Source organism: Sandaracinaceae bacterium, from assembly GCA_020633055.1.
Taxonomy (GTDB): domain Bacteria; phylum Myxococcota_A; class Polyangia; order Polyangiales; family Houyiibacteriaceae; genus JADJJE01.
The window spans coordinates 1,026,904-1,041,351 of the sequence record JACKEJ010000004.1; the positions used below are offsets into that span (position 1 = coordinate 1,026,904).

The window sequence follows — 14,448 nt, forward strand, 5'->3', positions numbered from 1 at the left end:
ACGGGCATGATCCACCACGACGTCTCACATTGGCCGCTGGCGGTCGTGCGGGTCGACTCGGTCCCCACCACGAAGGAGAACGTGCTCGCGTTCGTGACGTCGCAGCGCGCCATGTTGGCTCGTCGCGAACCGTTCATCGAAGTCGCCGACGCGCTGGACGCCAGCGTCATCCCCGCGGTGGAGCGGCGCCTCTTGGCGGACTGGGTGAAGGAGTCCAACGACCAAGCCAAGCGCCTGTGTGTCGGCGTGGCAGTCCTGGTGTCCTCGCCCATCATCCGCGGCGCCATGAACGCCGTCCTGTGGATTCGCAGCCCCGAGTTTCCGCTGCACGTGTGCGCGACCGAGCACGAAGCGGTGACGTTCTTGAGCCGCGCGGCGGAGGACGACGGCCGCATCCCCGAGGCGCCCGCGTTGCTGCGCAGCTGGAGTCGCCGGCGTACGGGTTAGAGCGCGCCGCCCCGACCTTCGCTCCGGACGCGCCTTGACCCTCCGGTTGGGGGAGGCCTCAGGCTCCTGGTCCAACCACGACACAGGTCCATGTACACCATCGGCGAGTTCTCGAAGCTGACGGCCCTCACCGTCAAGACCCTGCACCACTACCACGAGAAGGGGCTGCTCGCCCCGGCGCGCGTCGATCGGCAGAGCGGCTACCGCTACTACGATCGCGCGTCGGTCGAGCGAGCGCGGATCATCAAGCTGCTGCGCGGCCTCGATCTGTCGCTCGACGAGATCGGGCTCATCCTCGCGGAGTGCAAGGACGACGGCGACGCGCTCGAATTCCTAGAGCGTCACCGCCGCAGCATCGAGGTCAAGGTGCGCCGATACGAGGACATCCTGTCCGCCTTGGACCACGTCGTGGCTCACGAAAGGGAAGCCCAAGCCATGCTGAACCACGAAGCACACATCGAAGAGAAGCTCCTCCCCGCCCAGCTCGTCGCGGGCATCCGCGCGCACGGCCGCTACGACGCGTGCGGCGAGCGCTTCAAGCGGCTGGGGCGCGCCTACGGGTTCGCGCTGGCCGGCAAGCCCGGCAACCTCGTCTACGACGGGGAGTACAAGGAGGAGGACGCGGACTACGAGTCGTACTTTCCCATCAAGCGCCAGAAGCCCGCGGAGGGCATCGCCGTGCACGAGCTGCCCGAGACGCGCTGCCTGTGCCTCGTGCACAAGGGTCCGTACGACGAGATCTCGCGCACCTACGCGAAGCTACTGGACGCCCTCCACGAGCGCGGCCTCGTCGCCAGCACTCCGTCGCGCGAGGTGTACATCAAGGGGCCCGGCATGATCTTCAAGGGCAACCCGCGGCGCTACCTGACCGAGGTGCAGATCCCGATCGTGGACGCGAGCTCAGCGCCCTGAGGCCGGGCCATGGGTCCCGTGGCCGGGTCATGGGTCCCGTGGCCTGGGTCATGGGTCCCGTGACCCGTTTCCCTTGGCCCGTTTCCCGGGTCCCGGTTCCCGCGGCCCGGGTCCCGGTTCCCGCGGCCCGTTTCCCGGGTCCCGCGGCCCGTGGCCCGTGGCCCGTTTCCCGTTTCCCGTGGTCCGAGTTGCTCGGCTGAGCGCTGTTTGGGTTGGTGGCGCTTGGGCTTGCGGGGAGGTTTGGGACGCTTTGGGGCGGGCCGCGCGGTGAGGTCGGGGTAGCACGGTGCTCGCCCTGTCACGCCCGACCCTGCGGGTCGCTTTTCGTGCCGAAAAGTGCGGCGGGACAGGGCTGCGACTCCGTGCCGGGGGCGGGGTCACAGCGCGGCCCTACGCCGCAGAAAGGCCTTGGCATGACACGTACGGAAGACCTCATCTTGTCCACCATCCGGGAGGCTACGCCGGTGATTCGCGTGATGGCGCGGCGGGCTCCGGATCTGGCTCGGCAGACCGAGCGGGCTCTGCACTCCGTGGCATTGCAGTACGCCGAGGGGGCGTACGCTCGGGGTGGCAACCGCGACGCGAAGCTTCAGGGAGCGTATGCCGAGGCGAAAGAGGCCATGACTGCCTTGCGGGTGGCCGTGGCTTGCGGGGCACTCACGGCGGAAGGCGCGCGGAGCACGCTCGATGGGCTGGACCACGTCGCGGCGGTGTTGCACCTGAAGCGCACGCGACCGCGCTGAAGGCGCGCTGGGTCGAGTCTGCCACCACGGTGGGCTCGACCCAGAGCGGTCACGTCGCTGCGGTGCCCCTTCCGCCTGCGGGGCGCGGCCCTATACGCTCCACGACCATGACCGAGGGCCTGCTCGACGCGCGCATGGCGCGCCCCGACGACTACCCCCACTTCGTCCGGCTGGTGGAGGAGCTGGGGACCGGTGACCCCGTGCCGCCTAGCGCGACGTGGCTAGCCGACTTCCGCCCGACCATGATCATGTTCGAGGACGAAGGGGCCGTCGTGGGCTACGTGTGGACGCACCCGCTCGAGCGCGTGGGCTACGTGCGCCACGTGGCGCTCGCGGCCACGCACCGCGGACGAGGCCTCGGTCGCGCGATGATGGGGGCCGCGGCGCGCTTCCTGCGCGAGCGCGGGTGCGCGGAGTGGTGCCTCAACGTGCGGCCCTCCAACACGCCGGCCGTGCGCCTCTACGAGCGCTGCGGCATGCGCACCCGTTACACGTCAGCCTCCCTCCACCTCCCATGGAGCATGCTCGACGCGCTCCCCGGCGACGGCGAGACGACCATCGCGTGCGCGATCGAACCTGCGGACGACGCGACGGTGGAGGCCACGTTCGCCCTACCGGCAGGTCAGCTAGCGCACGCGCGCGCACGCGTGAACCGCGCGCTCGTGGGCCTGCGCGACAGGTCGCCGGACGCGCCGTGGGTCGGGCTGGCTCAGTTCGACCCGACGTTTCCGGGCGCGGCCACGTTCCGCGTGCAGCGGCCCAGCCTGGCGAGGCCGCTGCTCGAAGCCCTGCTCCCGCTGCGGCGCCCCGAGCACGCCCACCTGCGCGTGAGGGTAGAAGACGACCAGGCGCTGGCTGAGTTTCTGTTGGCGCACGGGGGCACGCTCGTGGTGCACACCCAGCACATGGCCGGGCCGCTCCCGCCGCCATAGCCGACGTTCTGCACCTGCGCGGTTACCCCACTTGCACGGGGCCGCGTTGCTTCATCAGGGCCGCCTCGAGGACGAGGCACAGCGCGACGATGCCCCCGAGCCAATAGACCGAGATGGGGTTGTCGGCCCAGGTCTGCTTCAGGAGGATCACCAGCGCGGCCAGGCAGCCCACGCAGCCGAGGGCCGCGAGGGGGCGACGCGCGCCGACCTCGCGACCGAGGCGCAGCGCCGCCCCGTTGACGACCAAAAAGATGAACAGGAAGCCCGCGCTGCCGAGGATGGCGATGGCCTCGAGGTCGAGCAGGTTGGCGATGAGGAGCGCCAGGCCCGTCGTCAGCAAGACCCCCGCGACGGGCCGCGACCAGGTCTGGCGCTGCACCAGCTCGGGCAGCTCGCGCTCCTGCGCCAGCGCGTAGCCCAGCCGCGCATTGCCATAGATCGTCGCGTTGATCGCGGAGAGGGTGGCCATCAGCGCCGAGACGGACACGATCACGAACCCCGCTTCCCCCAGCGCTGGGCGCGCGGCGGCCGCCAGCGCGTAGTCCTTAGCCTCGAGGATCCTGTCCTCGCCCACCGAGCCGACCGTGACCACTGCGAGCGCCACGTAGAGAAGCAGCACGAAGAGCACCGCCACGTGCAGGGCGCGCGGGAGGTTCGTCTTGGGGTCCTCCACGTCGTCCCCCGAGTTCGCGATCAGCTCGAAGCCCTCGTACGCCACGAAGATGACCATGCCGCCCGCGATGGTCGTGCCCCAGCCGGGCCACGTGCTGGGCGAGAGGCGCGCGACGTCCACGCTGGTCGCGCCCGCCAGGGCCACCACCACCAACAGCGCCAGCTTCACCACCACCACGACGGTCTCGCTCTTGGCGATCAAGCTCGCGTCCAACAAGTTGAGGGCGGCGGGCACCACGATGCCGATCGAGATCAGCGCGTGCTGGAACAGCGGCTCCTCGAACACGCCGCCCGACGGGAAGAACGTCCGCGCGTAGGAGCCGAAGGCCGCGGCGTAGAGGGCGATGGTGACCAGGTAGTTCACCCACAGGAACAGGTTGGTGGCGCCCGTGGTCAGGTGGTGCCCGAAGGCCTGGTGGACGAACACCACGGTGCCGCCCGAGCTGGGGTACGCCGCGGACAAGCGCGCGTAGCTCTCGGCCGTGAGGACGGCGATCACCCCCGCCACGACGAACGCGATGGGCGTAGCCCCGTGGGCCATGCTGACGGCCGTCCCGAGCACCGCGAAGATGCCGCCCCCGACCATGCCACCCACGCCGATGGCCGCAGCACCGACCCAACCCATCTTCTCGTTCGCCATGTTCCGAGAGGACTACCACAGCACGACCCATGGAAATGTGAGCTACCACCCACATTGGAGCCGCACATAGGACGATGTTGGGATCTTGTCCTGAGCGATGGGCCGTGCCAGAACGAAGGCCCCCCCAACGCTGACACCTTGGTACCTACGCCCTCGCATCGCTTCACGCGGGACGCGTGGCCGCCGCGCCGCAGACTCGATCGACCTATGACTGCATCATCATCGCTCAAACTCTCGGCCCTCGTGGCCACCGTGGCGCTCCTCGCGCCGCACAACGCCCTCGCCGACGAGCCCCCCGACCTGTCGCCAGAAGCCGTCGCTCAAGAGGGTGGAGCGGAGGGTGATGTCGCGGCCGCCCCCACCGAGGGCGAAGAAGCCGAGGAGTCCGACGGGCCGAGCCGGCGCGACACGCGCGTGAAGGACCACGCGCTGGGCTTCGGCTACTACTTCACCCACATGCAGTGGGCCAACCGCGAGACGGGCGCGACGCCGCAGGTGAACTACCACGCGATGGCCGTGCGCTACGCCTACTACATCGGCCAGGGCGAGGGCTTCGGCTTCATGATCAACGCAGCGGCTACGGTCCCCTCCGCCGCCCGCCAGTCCGGCGTCACCAGCAACCCCGCGACCAACGGCCGCTACAACTTGCTGCAGACGTACGACCGCCACCTTGGCTTCGACATCAACTTCATGGCGGGCACACACCGTCGCCTGACCGACGACCTGGTGGCCATCGCCGGGCTCGGTCTGCACGTCGGCATGCTCAAGCTGAACGACGACGACCTCTCGATCCACGAGTACATCGCCATCGGCGCGGGCGGCTCCTTCTCGCTGCGCTACTCGGTGTCGGAGATCCTGACCGTGGGCGCGGACGCGAACGTCTCGCTCGACTTCCGCGACGCGGTCAAGCACCGCAACGCGCTCGACTACGCCCTCAACATCGGCCTCACCGCCACCATTGGTCTGACGTTCTGATGTCGGTTCAAGAAAGCCTCACGAGGTCCCCCATGTCCCGCGCGCTCATCTCCCTGTCCCTGGTGCTGACCCTCCACCTGCTGCTCGGGTGCGACACCTCGGGTATCCACCCCATCGGGCAGATCCTGGACGTCACGCCCAACTGCGACCCGCTCAACGACGCCAACCACACCACCTGGCTGCGCACCATGCAGAACAGCGCGGGTGAGCCCATCGGCACCGAGGTGCTGGTGTTCGGCTTCGACCCCGAGGCGCCGCCCGCGCCGCGTGGTGGGTCGCACTGCATGCAGCGCATCAAGGTCTACCGCAGCACCACCACCGAGGGGCACTTCGGCGTGGTCAACCTCAGCGCCGTCGGCGAGGGCACGCACACCGAGGGCGTGCGCTGCAGCTTCCCGCAGGAGCCCGGGCGCAACGTGCTCCGTCGGCGCGGCGCGCAGTGCTACGAGCTCGGCTTCCGCGGCTACATCGACCGCCAGTTCTCGTTCGCGATGTCGGGGGACATCCTCGAGGTGAGCTGGGCCGAGGACGAGGCCGACCTGCTGGAGGAGGACTTCACGGACAACGTCCTGCGGGCGCCCGAGATGAGCGACCGCGTCCCCGCTGGCACCTACCGCTACATGTCGGTGGGAGACGTGGTGGCCTCCATCAACACGACGCCGACCGCCACCCTCGAGGACGCGACGGCCGTGTTCCAGCTGTACAACCTCGCGCTGCTCACGTCCCAGACCCGACTGGCCGGCTTCGGCTCGGGCGGCATGACGCAGTACCTCAACTCCACGTCCGCGTTCGTCGGACTGATCGGGTCGGAGTTCACGGTGAACGTGGTGAACGTGCTCAACCCTCGCACCACCATCCACTACGCCAGCTTCCAGGACCTCACCGGGCTCATCGTGGGTGCCCCCGAGGGCGAAGACCAGATCACGGTGGTCAACGCCGGAGGCAACGGTGGCATGGAGGGCTCGCTCTCGTACTACCTGCTCGCCGACCGGACGAACCCCGCGAGCGCCGTCGAGGGCGATCTCGACTACAGCGACGTCGAGATCAACTCGGGCTTCGGCAACGCCGGGACGTACCACCTGACCATCGACTCGGCGGGCGCCACCTTCGACCTGCCCGTGGCAGACCAGATCGAGTACGACGAGACCCTGCCCGGCTTCGGCCACTTCGACATGAGCCCCATCCTCCCGGTCGACCTCTGAGCGACGCGCCCGGCCCGCCTCCACAGGTGGTGCTCGGGCGCGAGCGGCGCGGGGTCGGCTACGCGTCGGGTGTCGCGGACGCGCGCGCCGCCTCGACCGCCCTGGCAACGACCCACACCAACGCCGCCGCGGCCACGCCGGGCAGCACCTCGTAGAGCTGCCCGGACAGGCCCAGCAGGTACCACGCGCTGGTGGTCGCGAGGCCCGCGGTCATCATCAGCAGGCCGCGCCCATCGCCGACGCGCCCTCCGAACAGGCGTACCACCAGCACGGGCCCCAGCGTGGCGGCGAGCACGGACCACGCGATGAGCACCAGGCGGAACACGCTCTCGTCGGCGTTCAATGCGACGGCCAGCGCGAGGGCGCACACGGCCAGCGTCGCGAGCTTGGACGCCCGGCGGCTGTCGCGGTGCTTCGGCCAGACATCCTGGGTGACGGCCGCCGAGCAGGCCAGCACCTGAGAGTCGGCGGTGGACATGGTCGCGGCGAACAGCCCCGCCAGCACGAGGCCGACCACCACTTGCGGGAGCAGCGCGCGGGAGAGCTCTGGCAGCGCCAGCTCGCCCACCGACGCCACGGTGGAGCTGCCCAGCTCGGGCAGGATCACGCGCGCGTACAGCCCGGCCAGCACCGCGAGCACGCTGAACGGCACGAACCAAGCGAAGTACACGCGGCGCATGGGCGCGATGTCGTCGACCGAGCGCAGGCTCATGGTGCGTACCACGATGTGCGGCTGACCAACCGCGCCGAAGCCGCCCAACACGAACGCCAACAGGTAGGGGGCCCAGCCGAAGCGTGGCTGCGCGGGCCACCACTGCACCAACGCAGGGTCGATGTCGCGCAGCATGGCGAGCAACGCGGCGGGCGAGCCCACCTCGGCCCACGCGAAGCCCACCAGCACCAGCATGGCCCCCAACATCACGAACGACTGCGCCACGTCGGTCCAGATGGACGCGCGGATGCCGCCCGCCACGCTGTACAGCAGCACGATCACCGCGCCGATCAACGCGCCCGCCCACATGGGCCATCCCAAGAGCACGTGCAGCGCGAGGCTGCCCGCGTTCAGCTGCGCGGCGGCGTAGACGCTCAGGAAGGTGAAGGTCAGCAGCCCGCCCGCGACGAGCACCGCACGGTCCACCGCGCCGTCGCCGCGCGTGGCGATCAGGCGCGGCAGCGAGGCGACCTCGAGGCGCCCCGAGCGCTCACGGATGCGGCGCTGCGCGACCAGCCACGCGCTCAGGTCCCCCAACAGCCACGCGATCTGAAAGGACACGGCCTCGAGACCGGAGCTGTAGGCGTAGCCCAGCAGCCCCACGAACATGAAGCCACTGTTGTTGGTGGCCACCGCCGAGAGCCCCGCCAGCCAGGGGTGCACGTCGCGCCCCGCCAACAGGTAGTCCTCCACGCTGTCCGACGCGCGCGTCGACGCCAAGGCGCCGATGAGCGTGAAGCCCAACAGCGCCGCGATGAAGCCCAGCCACACGCCGCGTCAGTCGGCGGGGGGCGGCGGGTAGGCGCCGTCGGCGTCGTGCGTCTCGCGCCCGGTCACCGGCGGGTTGAAGACGCACACCATGCGCATCGCGGTCTCGGCGTGGAGCACGTGCTTGTCGTGCTTGTCGAGCGCGTACACGGTGCCCGCCTCGATCGGCCACTCGCGGCCGTCCTCGACCGTCACGACCTTGCCCTTGCCCTCGATGCAGTAGACCGCCTCGAGGTGGTGCCGGTACCAGAGCGGCGTGGCCGTGCCCGCGTGGATGATGGTGTCGTGCAGGGAGTACCCCATGTTGTCGTCGGCCAGCAGCAGGCGCCGGCTGTTCCAGGTCTCCCCGTGCACGTCCTGGGGTCCCCCGATGATGTCGTTCAGTCGTACGGTCTTCATGATCACTCCGCGGCCGAGGCGGTCTCTGGCTCGGCGCTCGGTCGGACGGCCGCGTCCAGGGCAGCCGAGAGGATGTTCAGGCCCTCACGCAAGAGCGCGTCTTCGATGACCAGCGGGCAGAGCACCTTGAGGACCTGGTCGTTGGTGCCGGCGGTCTCGATCATCAGGCCCCGCGTGAACGCCTCCTGCGTGGCACGCGCGGCGACCTCGGGGGTACACTCGATGCCGACGATCATCCCACGCCCACGCACGTCCCCCAGCACGTCCGGGTGTCGCGCAGCCATCGCCTCGAGCTGCTCGCGGATGATGGCGCCCTTGCGCTCGACCTCGCGGCAGAGCGTGTCGTCCTGCCAGAACTCGCGCAGCGCGGCGGTGGCGGTGACGAACGCGGGGTTGTGTCCCCGGAAGGTGCCGTTGTGCTCGCCCGGCGCCCAGACGTCGAACTCCGGCTTGAGCAACACGAGCGACAGCGGCAGCCCGTAGCCGCTGAGCGACTTCGACAGGCACACGATGTCGGGGACGATGCCGGCCTCTTCGAACGAGAAGAAGCGGCCGGTGCGCCCGCAGCCCACCTGGATGTCGTCGACGATGAGCAGGATCTCGTGACGCGCCGTGATCGCGCGCAGCTTCTGCAGCCAGTCCGCGCTGGCGACGTTGATGCCGCCCTCGGCCTGCACCGTCTCGACCACCACGGCGGCCGGCACGTCGAAGCCGCTGCTGGTGTCGGCCAGCAGCGCCTCGAACTGCGCGAGCGAGTCCACGTCGGGGCCGAAGTAGCCGCAGAAGGGCAGCAGGTTGGTCGGGTCCACGGGCACGCCCGCGCCCTGCCGCTTGCCCTGGTTCCCCGTGACCGCGAGCGAGCCGAGGGTCATGCCGTGGAAGGCGTTGGTGAACGACGCGATGCCCGTGCGGCCCGTCACCTTGCGCGCCAGCTTGAGCGCCGCCTCGACGGCGTTGGTGCCCGTGGGCCCCGGGAACTGCACCTTGTAGTCGAGCCCGCGTGGCGCGAGCACGGTGCGCTCCAGCTCCTCGAGCAAGGCCCGCTTGGCCTGCGTGTGCAGGTCGAGCGCGTGGGTGATGTTGTCCCCCGCGAGGTAGTCCAGCAGGGCCTGCTTGAGCGGCTCGGGGTTGTGTCCGTAGTTGAGCGCGCCCGCGCCGGCGAAGAAGTCGATGTAGCGACGCCCCTCTTCGTCCCAGAGCTCGGCGCCCTTGCTGCGGGCGAAGACGGCTGGGAACGAGCGGCAGTAGCCCCGCACTTCCGACTCGCGTCGGGTGAAGACCTGCATGGTCATGGTGTCACTCCTGGTGGGTTGGGGAAGCGGGGACCGGCCCGAGCGGGCCGATGCGCACGAGGCGCTCGGCGTCGTGCCCCTTGGGGAACCAGTCCGCGGGGTAGTCGTCGCGGACCTGGAAGTCGGTGTGGTGGCGTCGCGCGAGGCCCTGGAACAGACGCATGGAGGCCTGGTTGTGGGGCCCGACGTGCGCTTCGACGACGCGGTAGCGGCCGCTGCCGCACTCCAGGATGGCGTCGATCAGGCGGCTCGCGAGGTGCTGCCCGCGGGCGGCTGGAGATACGCCCACCTGCCACACGAAGAGCGCGTCTTGGGTCTCGGGGAAGCTCAGGCCCACGACGAAGCCCAGCAGCTCGTCGCCGCGCTCGGCCAGCGCGGACTGCATCGCGAAGCGGTCGCACGCCAGCAAGTAGGCGTAGGCCGAGTTCTGGTCCAGCCCGCCCCACGCGCACACCGCGTCGTACACGCGGCGACCGTCCTCGGGTCGAGGTTGGCGGAGCCGAACCCCTGCGGAAGGTGCAGGAGCAGCCCGAGATGATTTGTCCACAATCATTTCGTGAACAACGTGATTGACATCGATTGATGATATGTCAACCCATTTGTGTGCATATCGTTTGCGTACAACTGAAATTCGGGTGGTAGTCGACGTGCCCCTGCCCAGCTACTCTCCGACCACGATGACCCGGCCCGAGCTGGAGCTCCTTCCCCCCGAGAGCGCCGCGAGCGAGGCCATCCTGCTCGCGCTGCGCCGTATCAGCCGTCGCGTCTCGCTGCGCTCGAAGCAGCTGGTGCGCCACTCCGGGCTGACGCTCCCGCAGCTGGTGTGCCTCAAGGTCCTCACCCAGGCGGCCCCCAACGACGCGACGGTCGCGGCCATCGGCCACACCATGCGGCTGAGCTCGCCCACCGTGACGGGCATCGTGGACCGCCTGGAGCGCAGCGGCTACGTGCAGCGGGTGCGCGACACAGTGGATCGTCGCCGGGTCTTCGTCCGGCTGACTCCGGCGGGGCACGAGAAGGTGGACGCGCTGCCCACACCACTCGACGACGGCTTCATGGGGCGCTTCCGGGCTCTCCCCGCACAAGAGCGCGAGACGATCCTACACAGCCTCGAGCGCATCGTGGCGCTGATGGAAGCGGACGAGCCGCTCCTGGACGACGAGGGTTGAGCGCGCGGCGGAGCGCCACGCAGCGGAGCGCTAGCCCGCCAGCACGTTGCCGATCCCCACGCGCAGCATCGAGACCGCCAGCGCGGCGAGCACCAAGCCCATGACCTTGCCCGTGGCGCGCACCACCGCGCGGCCCAGGGCGCGTCGCACCAGGTCGGCGTGCAGCAGGAGCGCGGCGTTGAGCGCGAAGTTGGCGGCGAACGCGGCCAGCGTGGGCAGCACGCCGCGCGTCTGACCGAACACGAGCAGCGCGGTCATGCCTGCAGGGCCGAGCAGGATGGGGATGCCGAGCGGTACGATGGCGGCGTCGCCGCTGGTCTCGAGCTTCGCCTCGATGGAGTCGTCGACGGCCTTGGCGTGCTGCTTGCGGTCCATGCGCGAGAAGAGCAGGTCGTGGATGGCGAAGACCAGCAGCACCAAGCCTCCGGCGATGCGTAGATCCTCGACCGACAGGCCCCACCAGCTCAGCACGGCACCGCCCGCGATGGTGATGACGAGCCCGACCACGAAGACCGCGGTGAGCGCCGAGCGGGTCATACGCGCGCGCGCGGCGGCGGGGGCCTCCTCGAGGATGCCGAGCGCGACGGGCAAGACGGGGAGGATGTTGGTGATGGCGAGGAGAGGGAGGAAGACGCTGACGAACTCGTTCACGCGGAACACCTTAGCAGCCGTTCCGTGCACGCCAGCCGTGGCGCCCGTTGGGACGCCCGAGCAGCGGCACTCTGCGCGCCAGCCGTGGCGCCTGCTGGGCAGGGCGCCGGATCCGTGCTCTCGTGCGCCATCGCGCGCAGCCTCCCGCTTGGACGCTGCGTGGCGAGACGACACGCGACCATGAGACGACACGTGCTGCTCGAGACGGCCCCGCTCCCGCGGGGTGGTGCGCTGGGCCTGTATCAGGACGGCGAAGACCTGGTGATCCGCATCGAGGGGGGCCCTGGTGCGCCGCTGATGAGCACGCGCATGCACGGCTCGGAGGACGCGCTGGGGCGCATCCCGTGCGAGCGGGTGCGCGGGCGAACCAGCGCTCGGGTGCTCGTCGGCGGCCTCGGCATGGGGTTCACCCTGCGCGCTGCGCTCGACGCGCTGGCCCCAGACGCGCGCGTGGTCGTGGCGGAGCTGGTGCCGGGCGTGGTGACCTGGAACGAGGGGCCCCTCGGCGAGCACGCGGGCTTCCCCGTACGCGACGCGCGCACCGAGGTGCGCGTCGTGGACGTGGCCAAGGTGCTCAAGGCCGAGCCGCTTGGGTTCGACGCGATCATGCTGGACGTGGACAATGGCCCGGACGGGCTCACACAGACCAAGAACGACTGGCTGTACTCGCGCGCGGGGCTGGACGTGACGCACCAAGCGCTGCGGCCGGGCGGCGTGCTGGCCATCTGGTCCGCGGGCGCCGACGACCGCTTCGCCGAGCAGGTGCGTAAGACGGGCTTCGACGTGGAGGACGTGAAGGTCTACGCGCACGGTAACCGCGGGACGCGGCACACGCTGTGGATCGGCACGAAGCGCGCGCGACGACCGCGCGGGCCGCGCTGAGCGAGGGGCCTTCACCGACCATCGATCGTCCCCTAGACTCGCCGGATGTCGGGGGCACTGGCGGACGAGGAAGACCATACGGTGCGAGAAGCCGCGCTCGCGGCGCTGAGGCGGTGGCACGCCGAGCGGCCGTGGGCACGGGTCGATCCACGCACGCTCGCGCTCGAAGAAGTGCTCGCGGTGGGGCCGACGCAGGTGATCCTCGAGTCGCTCTACGAGCGGCGCGGTGTGCGCTACGAGCTGCGTGCCGCGCGGGGGCGGCCAGAACGCCCGGGGGAGGGTCCGGATCCGTGGTCGGTGACGCTCGAGCACCCAGAGGGAGCGCGCCTCGGCCACGAAGTGAAGCAGCGCCTCGCGAACGCCACCGTCCACATGGACTGCACGCTGTGCCAGAGCACCGGGCAGATGAACTGCGTGCGCTGCGGCGGCACGGGCAGCACCGACGAAGGCGGCAGCACGCAGGCCTGCTTCGGCTGCGGCGGGCGCGGCTACGTCCGCTGCGACACGTGCGATGGCGCCGGCGGCGTGCTGGGCGAGCCCACCGTGTGGTCCGTGTTGAGTCGTCACCGCGAGGTGCGGACGCTGGAGGACCTGGGCCTGCCGATGGACGTGTTCTTCGCGCTGCACGACGGGGCGAGCGGGAGGGACACGGAGGGCGACGGGGGGGTGCTGATCCACGTGCAGGAGGGGGAGCGCGTCCACACGCTGCAGCGCGCGCAGGGATACCGGGACGACGCGCGGCATGGGGCCAGCTCGGCGCTGCATCGGGCCGTGGAGAAGCTCGCCGCGGAGCCCGGCGTGACGGGAAACGACCGCATCCATCACCAGCGGCTCGAGGTACGGCAGGTGCCGGTGTATGCGCTGATCCTACGCGGAGGAGAGAGTGTGTTCGTGTACGGCGAGCCCCTTCAGCTGAGCCCCACGAACGCCTTGCGCACGACGCTGGGCAAGGTCGCGCACACCTTCGGGTGGTCATGACGAGTGGCCCCGACGCGAATGCCTGCCATGCTCCGGAGGTGACTGCGCCGGCACCGTCGACATCCACCCGGACCCTGGTCAGCGCGGCCGACGTACAGCAAGAGCTGGCGCGCCTCTTCGGGGGCATGGCCGACCGCGACCTGGTCGTGTCGGTGTACGGCGACGAAGACGCGGAGGGGACGGTGTCGACGTTCCACGAGCTGATGCGCTCGTTCGAGATGCACGGCGGCGAGAACGGTCGCAGCGCGTTCCAGGACGCCATGGTGCAGGCGCCCAACGCCGTCACCATCGAACGCGCGCTGCTGACGCTGGGCCAGGCGGACCTGCAGCGTCGGCTGTTGGACCAGGTGCTCACCACCTTCGGGCACCACCTGATCGACCCGCTGGGTGCCGTGCTGGACGCGGGACCCGACGGTACGTTGATGAGCGAGCTGACGGCCGTGCGCGAGCGCGTCATCGCGGACCTCGCCGCGCTGCAGGTCACGTCGGAGACACGCTCGATCGTCATCCAGGACATCAGCAAGCTGCTGACCAACGACTACCTGGCGATGCTGGCCGAACACGAGGAGCGTGAGCTGCGACCGCGTGTGCGCGAGCTGGCGCAAGAGATCCTGAGGCTGATCGGGGACATCTTCCACAAGGCCCTCGGGCGCTGGCCCGAGCACGCAAAGTCCATCGCGCACGCGGTGCGGCGACGGCTGTCGGGCGAGGTGCGGCTCACCGACCTGCCCCACCTGCTGCGTCAACAGGTGCTGGACGGCATCGAAGAGTTCCTGTGGGTGGAGACGAGCAACGACATCGAGGGCGCGCTGCGGGCGATGTTCGCGTCGCGCAGGAACATCGCGGACAAGCCGCCGCGGCTCGAGCGCAGCGCGTACAAGACGTTCGCGGTGGGGTGCTGGAAGTTGATGACGGAACACGCGTAGCGCGGGGACGACGTGGCGCGGGGGAGCGGGGAGACTGGGGCCAGGGCCCGGTCGCGCAGGCGCTCCCTGCGGTACCTCCCCGTTTTCGGCGCGTCGCTACGCGCCGCTTGAAAACGGGCCCCCCCGACACCCTGGCCCCGGTCTCCCC

General features: G+C 70.1%; 16 protein-coding genes. 10 read left to right on the top strand and 6 right to left on the bottom strand.

What is annotated here, in order from left to right:
* The first annotated feature begins 6 nt into the window (after nt 1-6).
* The 4 genes from H6726_04230 (at nt 7) to H6726_04245 (ending at nt 3,034) form a co-directional block, all read left to right on the top strand.
* Nucleotides 7-447, top strand: coding sequence for a hypothetical protein (locus H6726_04230; GenBank protein ID MCB9656836.1), 441 nt, complete (start codon nt 7-9; stop codon nt 445-447).
* Nucleotides 448-537: 90 nt separating this feature from the next.
* Nucleotides 538-1,359 (top strand): MerR family transcriptional regulator, encoded by an 822-nt coding sequence (locus H6726_04235; GenBank protein MCB9656837.1) that lies wholly within the window; start codon nt 538-540, stop codon nt 1,357-1,359.
* 413 nt (nt 1,360-1,772) lie between these two features.
* Nucleotides 1,773-2,102 carry a four helix bundle protein gene (locus tag H6726_04240; GenBank protein MCB9656838.1) on the top strand — a complete coding sequence of 110 codons (330 nt, stop codon included), beginning with the start codon at nt 1,773-1,775 and terminating at the stop codon, nt 2,100-2,102.
* A 107-nt stretch (nt 2,103-2,209) separates the two neighbouring features.
* Complete coding sequence (locus tag H6726_04245; GenBank protein MCB9656839.1) at nt 2,210-3,034, top strand: GNAT family N-acetyltransferase; 825 nt, start codon at nt 2,210-2,212, stop codon at nt 3,032-3,034.
* Nucleotides 3,035-3,056: 22 nt separating this feature from the next.
* Here H6726_04245 and H6726_04250 read toward each other — a convergent pair whose 3' ends face one another.
* A complete protein-coding gene (locus tag H6726_04250) occupies nt 3,057-4,346 on the bottom strand; it encodes an APC family permease (GenBank protein ID MCB9656840.1) in 1,290 nt (429 codons plus the stop codon).
* Nucleotides 4,347-4,553: 207 nt separating this feature from the next.
* Between H6726_04250 and H6726_04255 the strand changes: the two genes are divergently transcribed.
* Nucleotides 4,554-5,321 (top strand): hypothetical protein, encoded by a 768-nt coding sequence (locus H6726_04255; protein ID MCB9656841.1) that lies wholly within the window; start codon nt 4,554-4,556, stop codon nt 5,319-5,321.
* 32 nt (nt 5,322-5,353) lie between these two features.
* Entirely contained in the window at nt 5,354-6,523 is a 1,170-nt protein-coding gene (locus H6726_04260; GenBank protein MCB9656842.1) for a hypothetical protein, read from the top strand.
* 58 nt (nt 6,524-6,581) lie between these two features.
* Here H6726_04260 and H6726_04265 read toward each other — a convergent pair whose 3' ends face one another.
* The 4 genes from H6726_04265 to ectA are packed head-to-tail and all read right to left on the bottom strand — an operon-like array spanning nt 6,582 to nt 10,160.
* Entirely contained in the window at nt 6,582-8,006 is a 1,425-nt protein-coding gene (locus H6726_04265; GenBank protein MCB9656843.1) for a sodium/proline symporter, read from the bottom strand.
* Nucleotides 8,007-8,012: 6 nt separating this feature from the next.
* Complete coding sequence (locus H6726_04270) at nt 8,013-8,402, bottom strand: ectoine synthase (GenBank protein ID MCB9656844.1); 390 nt, start codon at nt 8,400-8,402, stop codon at nt 8,013-8,015.
* Nucleotides 8,403-8,404: 2 nt separating this feature from the next.
* A complete protein-coding gene (gene ectB, locus H6726_04275; protein MCB9656845.1) occupies nt 8,405-9,688 on the bottom strand; it encodes a diaminobutyrate--2-oxoglutarate transaminase in 1,284 nt (427 codons plus the stop codon).
* A gap of 10 nt (nt 9,689-9,698) precedes the next feature.
* On the bottom strand, nt 9,699-10,160 hold the full coding sequence (gene ectA / locus H6726_04280) for a diaminobutyrate acetyltransferase (GenBank protein MCB9656846.1): 462 nt from the start codon (nt 10,158-10,160) through the stop codon (nt 9,699-9,701).
* A gap of 211 nt (nt 10,161-10,371) precedes the next feature.
* On the opposite strand from ectA, the gene H6726_04285 reads away from it, so the two are divergent.
* On the top strand, nt 10,372-10,863 hold the full coding sequence (locus H6726_04285) for a winged helix-turn-helix transcriptional regulator (GenBank protein MCB9656847.1): 492 nt from the start codon (nt 10,372-10,374) through the stop codon (nt 10,861-10,863).
* Nucleotides 10,864-10,893: 30 nt separating this feature from the next.
* Here H6726_04285 and H6726_04290 read toward each other — a convergent pair whose 3' ends face one another.
* Complete coding sequence (locus H6726_04290) at nt 10,894-11,514, bottom strand: MarC family protein (protein MCB9656848.1); 621 nt, start codon at nt 11,512-11,514, stop codon at nt 10,894-10,896.
* A 180-nt stretch (nt 11,515-11,694) separates the two neighbouring features.
* On the opposite strand from H6726_04290, the gene H6726_04295 reads away from it, so the two are divergent.
* Genes H6726_04295 through H6726_04305 form a run of 3 tightly spaced genes read left to right on the top strand, consistent with a single transcriptional unit; the run spans nt 11,695 to nt 14,300 of the window.
* Nucleotides 11,695-12,396 (top strand): hypothetical protein, encoded by a 702-nt coding sequence (locus H6726_04295; protein ID MCB9656849.1) that lies wholly within the window; start codon nt 11,695-11,697, stop codon nt 12,394-12,396.
* Nucleotides 12,397-12,441: 45 nt separating this feature from the next.
* Nucleotides 12,442-13,374 carry a hypothetical protein gene (locus tag H6726_04300; GenBank protein MCB9656850.1) on the top strand — a complete coding sequence of 311 codons (933 nt, stop codon included), beginning with the start codon at nt 12,442-12,444 and terminating at the stop codon, nt 13,372-13,374.
* A gap of 38 nt (nt 13,375-13,412) precedes the next feature.
* The gene (locus H6726_04305; GenBank protein ID MCB9656851.1) at nt 13,413-14,300 is read left to right on the top strand and encodes a hypothetical protein; all 888 of its coding nucleotides are present in this window, start codon (nt 13,413-13,415) and stop codon (nt 14,298-14,300) included.
* Nucleotides 14,301-14,448: the final 148 nt, after the last annotated feature.

Bases quoted from the DNA above. Each gene is read 5' to 3' on its own strand.
- H6726_04230 (MCB9656836.1), top strand. From the start codon at position 7: ATGATCCACCACGACGTCTCACATTGGCCGCTGGCGGTCGTGCGGGTC.
- H6726_04235 (MCB9656837.1), top strand. From the start codon at position 538: ATGTACACCATCGGCGAGTTCTCGAAGCTGACGGCCCTCACCGTCAAG.
- H6726_04240 (MCB9656838.1), top strand. From the start codon at position 1,773: ATGACACGTACGGAAGACCTCATCTTGTCCACCATCCGGGAGGCTACG.
- H6726_04245 (MCB9656839.1), top strand. From the start codon at position 2,210: ATGACCGAGGGCCTGCTCGACGCGCGCATGGCGCGCCCCGACGACTAC.
- H6726_04250 (MCB9656840.1), bottom strand. From the start codon at position 4,346: ATGGCGAACGAGAAGATGGGTTGGGTCGGTGCTGCGGCCATCGGCGTG.
- H6726_04255 (MCB9656841.1), top strand. From the start codon at position 4,554: ATGACTGCATCATCATCGCTCAAACTCTCGGCCCTCGTGGCCACCGTG.
- H6726_04260 (MCB9656842.1), top strand. From the start codon at position 5,354: ATGTCCCGCGCGCTCATCTCCCTGTCCCTGGTGCTGACCCTCCACCTG.
- H6726_04270 (MCB9656844.1), bottom strand. From the start codon at position 8,402: ATGAAGACCGTACGACTGAACGACATCATCGGGGGACCCCAGGACGTG.
- ectB (MCB9656845.1), bottom strand. From the start codon at position 9,688: ATGCAGGTCTTCACCCGACGCGAGTCGGAAGTGCGGGGCTACTGCCGC.
- H6726_04285 (MCB9656847.1), top strand. From the start codon at position 10,372: ATGACCCGGCCCGAGCTGGAGCTCCTTCCCCCCGAGAGCGCCGCGAGC.
- H6726_04295 (MCB9656849.1), top strand. From the start codon at position 11,695: ATGAGACGACACGTGCTGCTCGAGACGGCCCCGCTCCCGCGGGGTGGT.
- H6726_04300 (MCB9656850.1), top strand. From the start codon at position 12,442: ATGTCGGGGGCACTGGCGGACGAGGAAGACCATACGGTGCGAGAAGCC.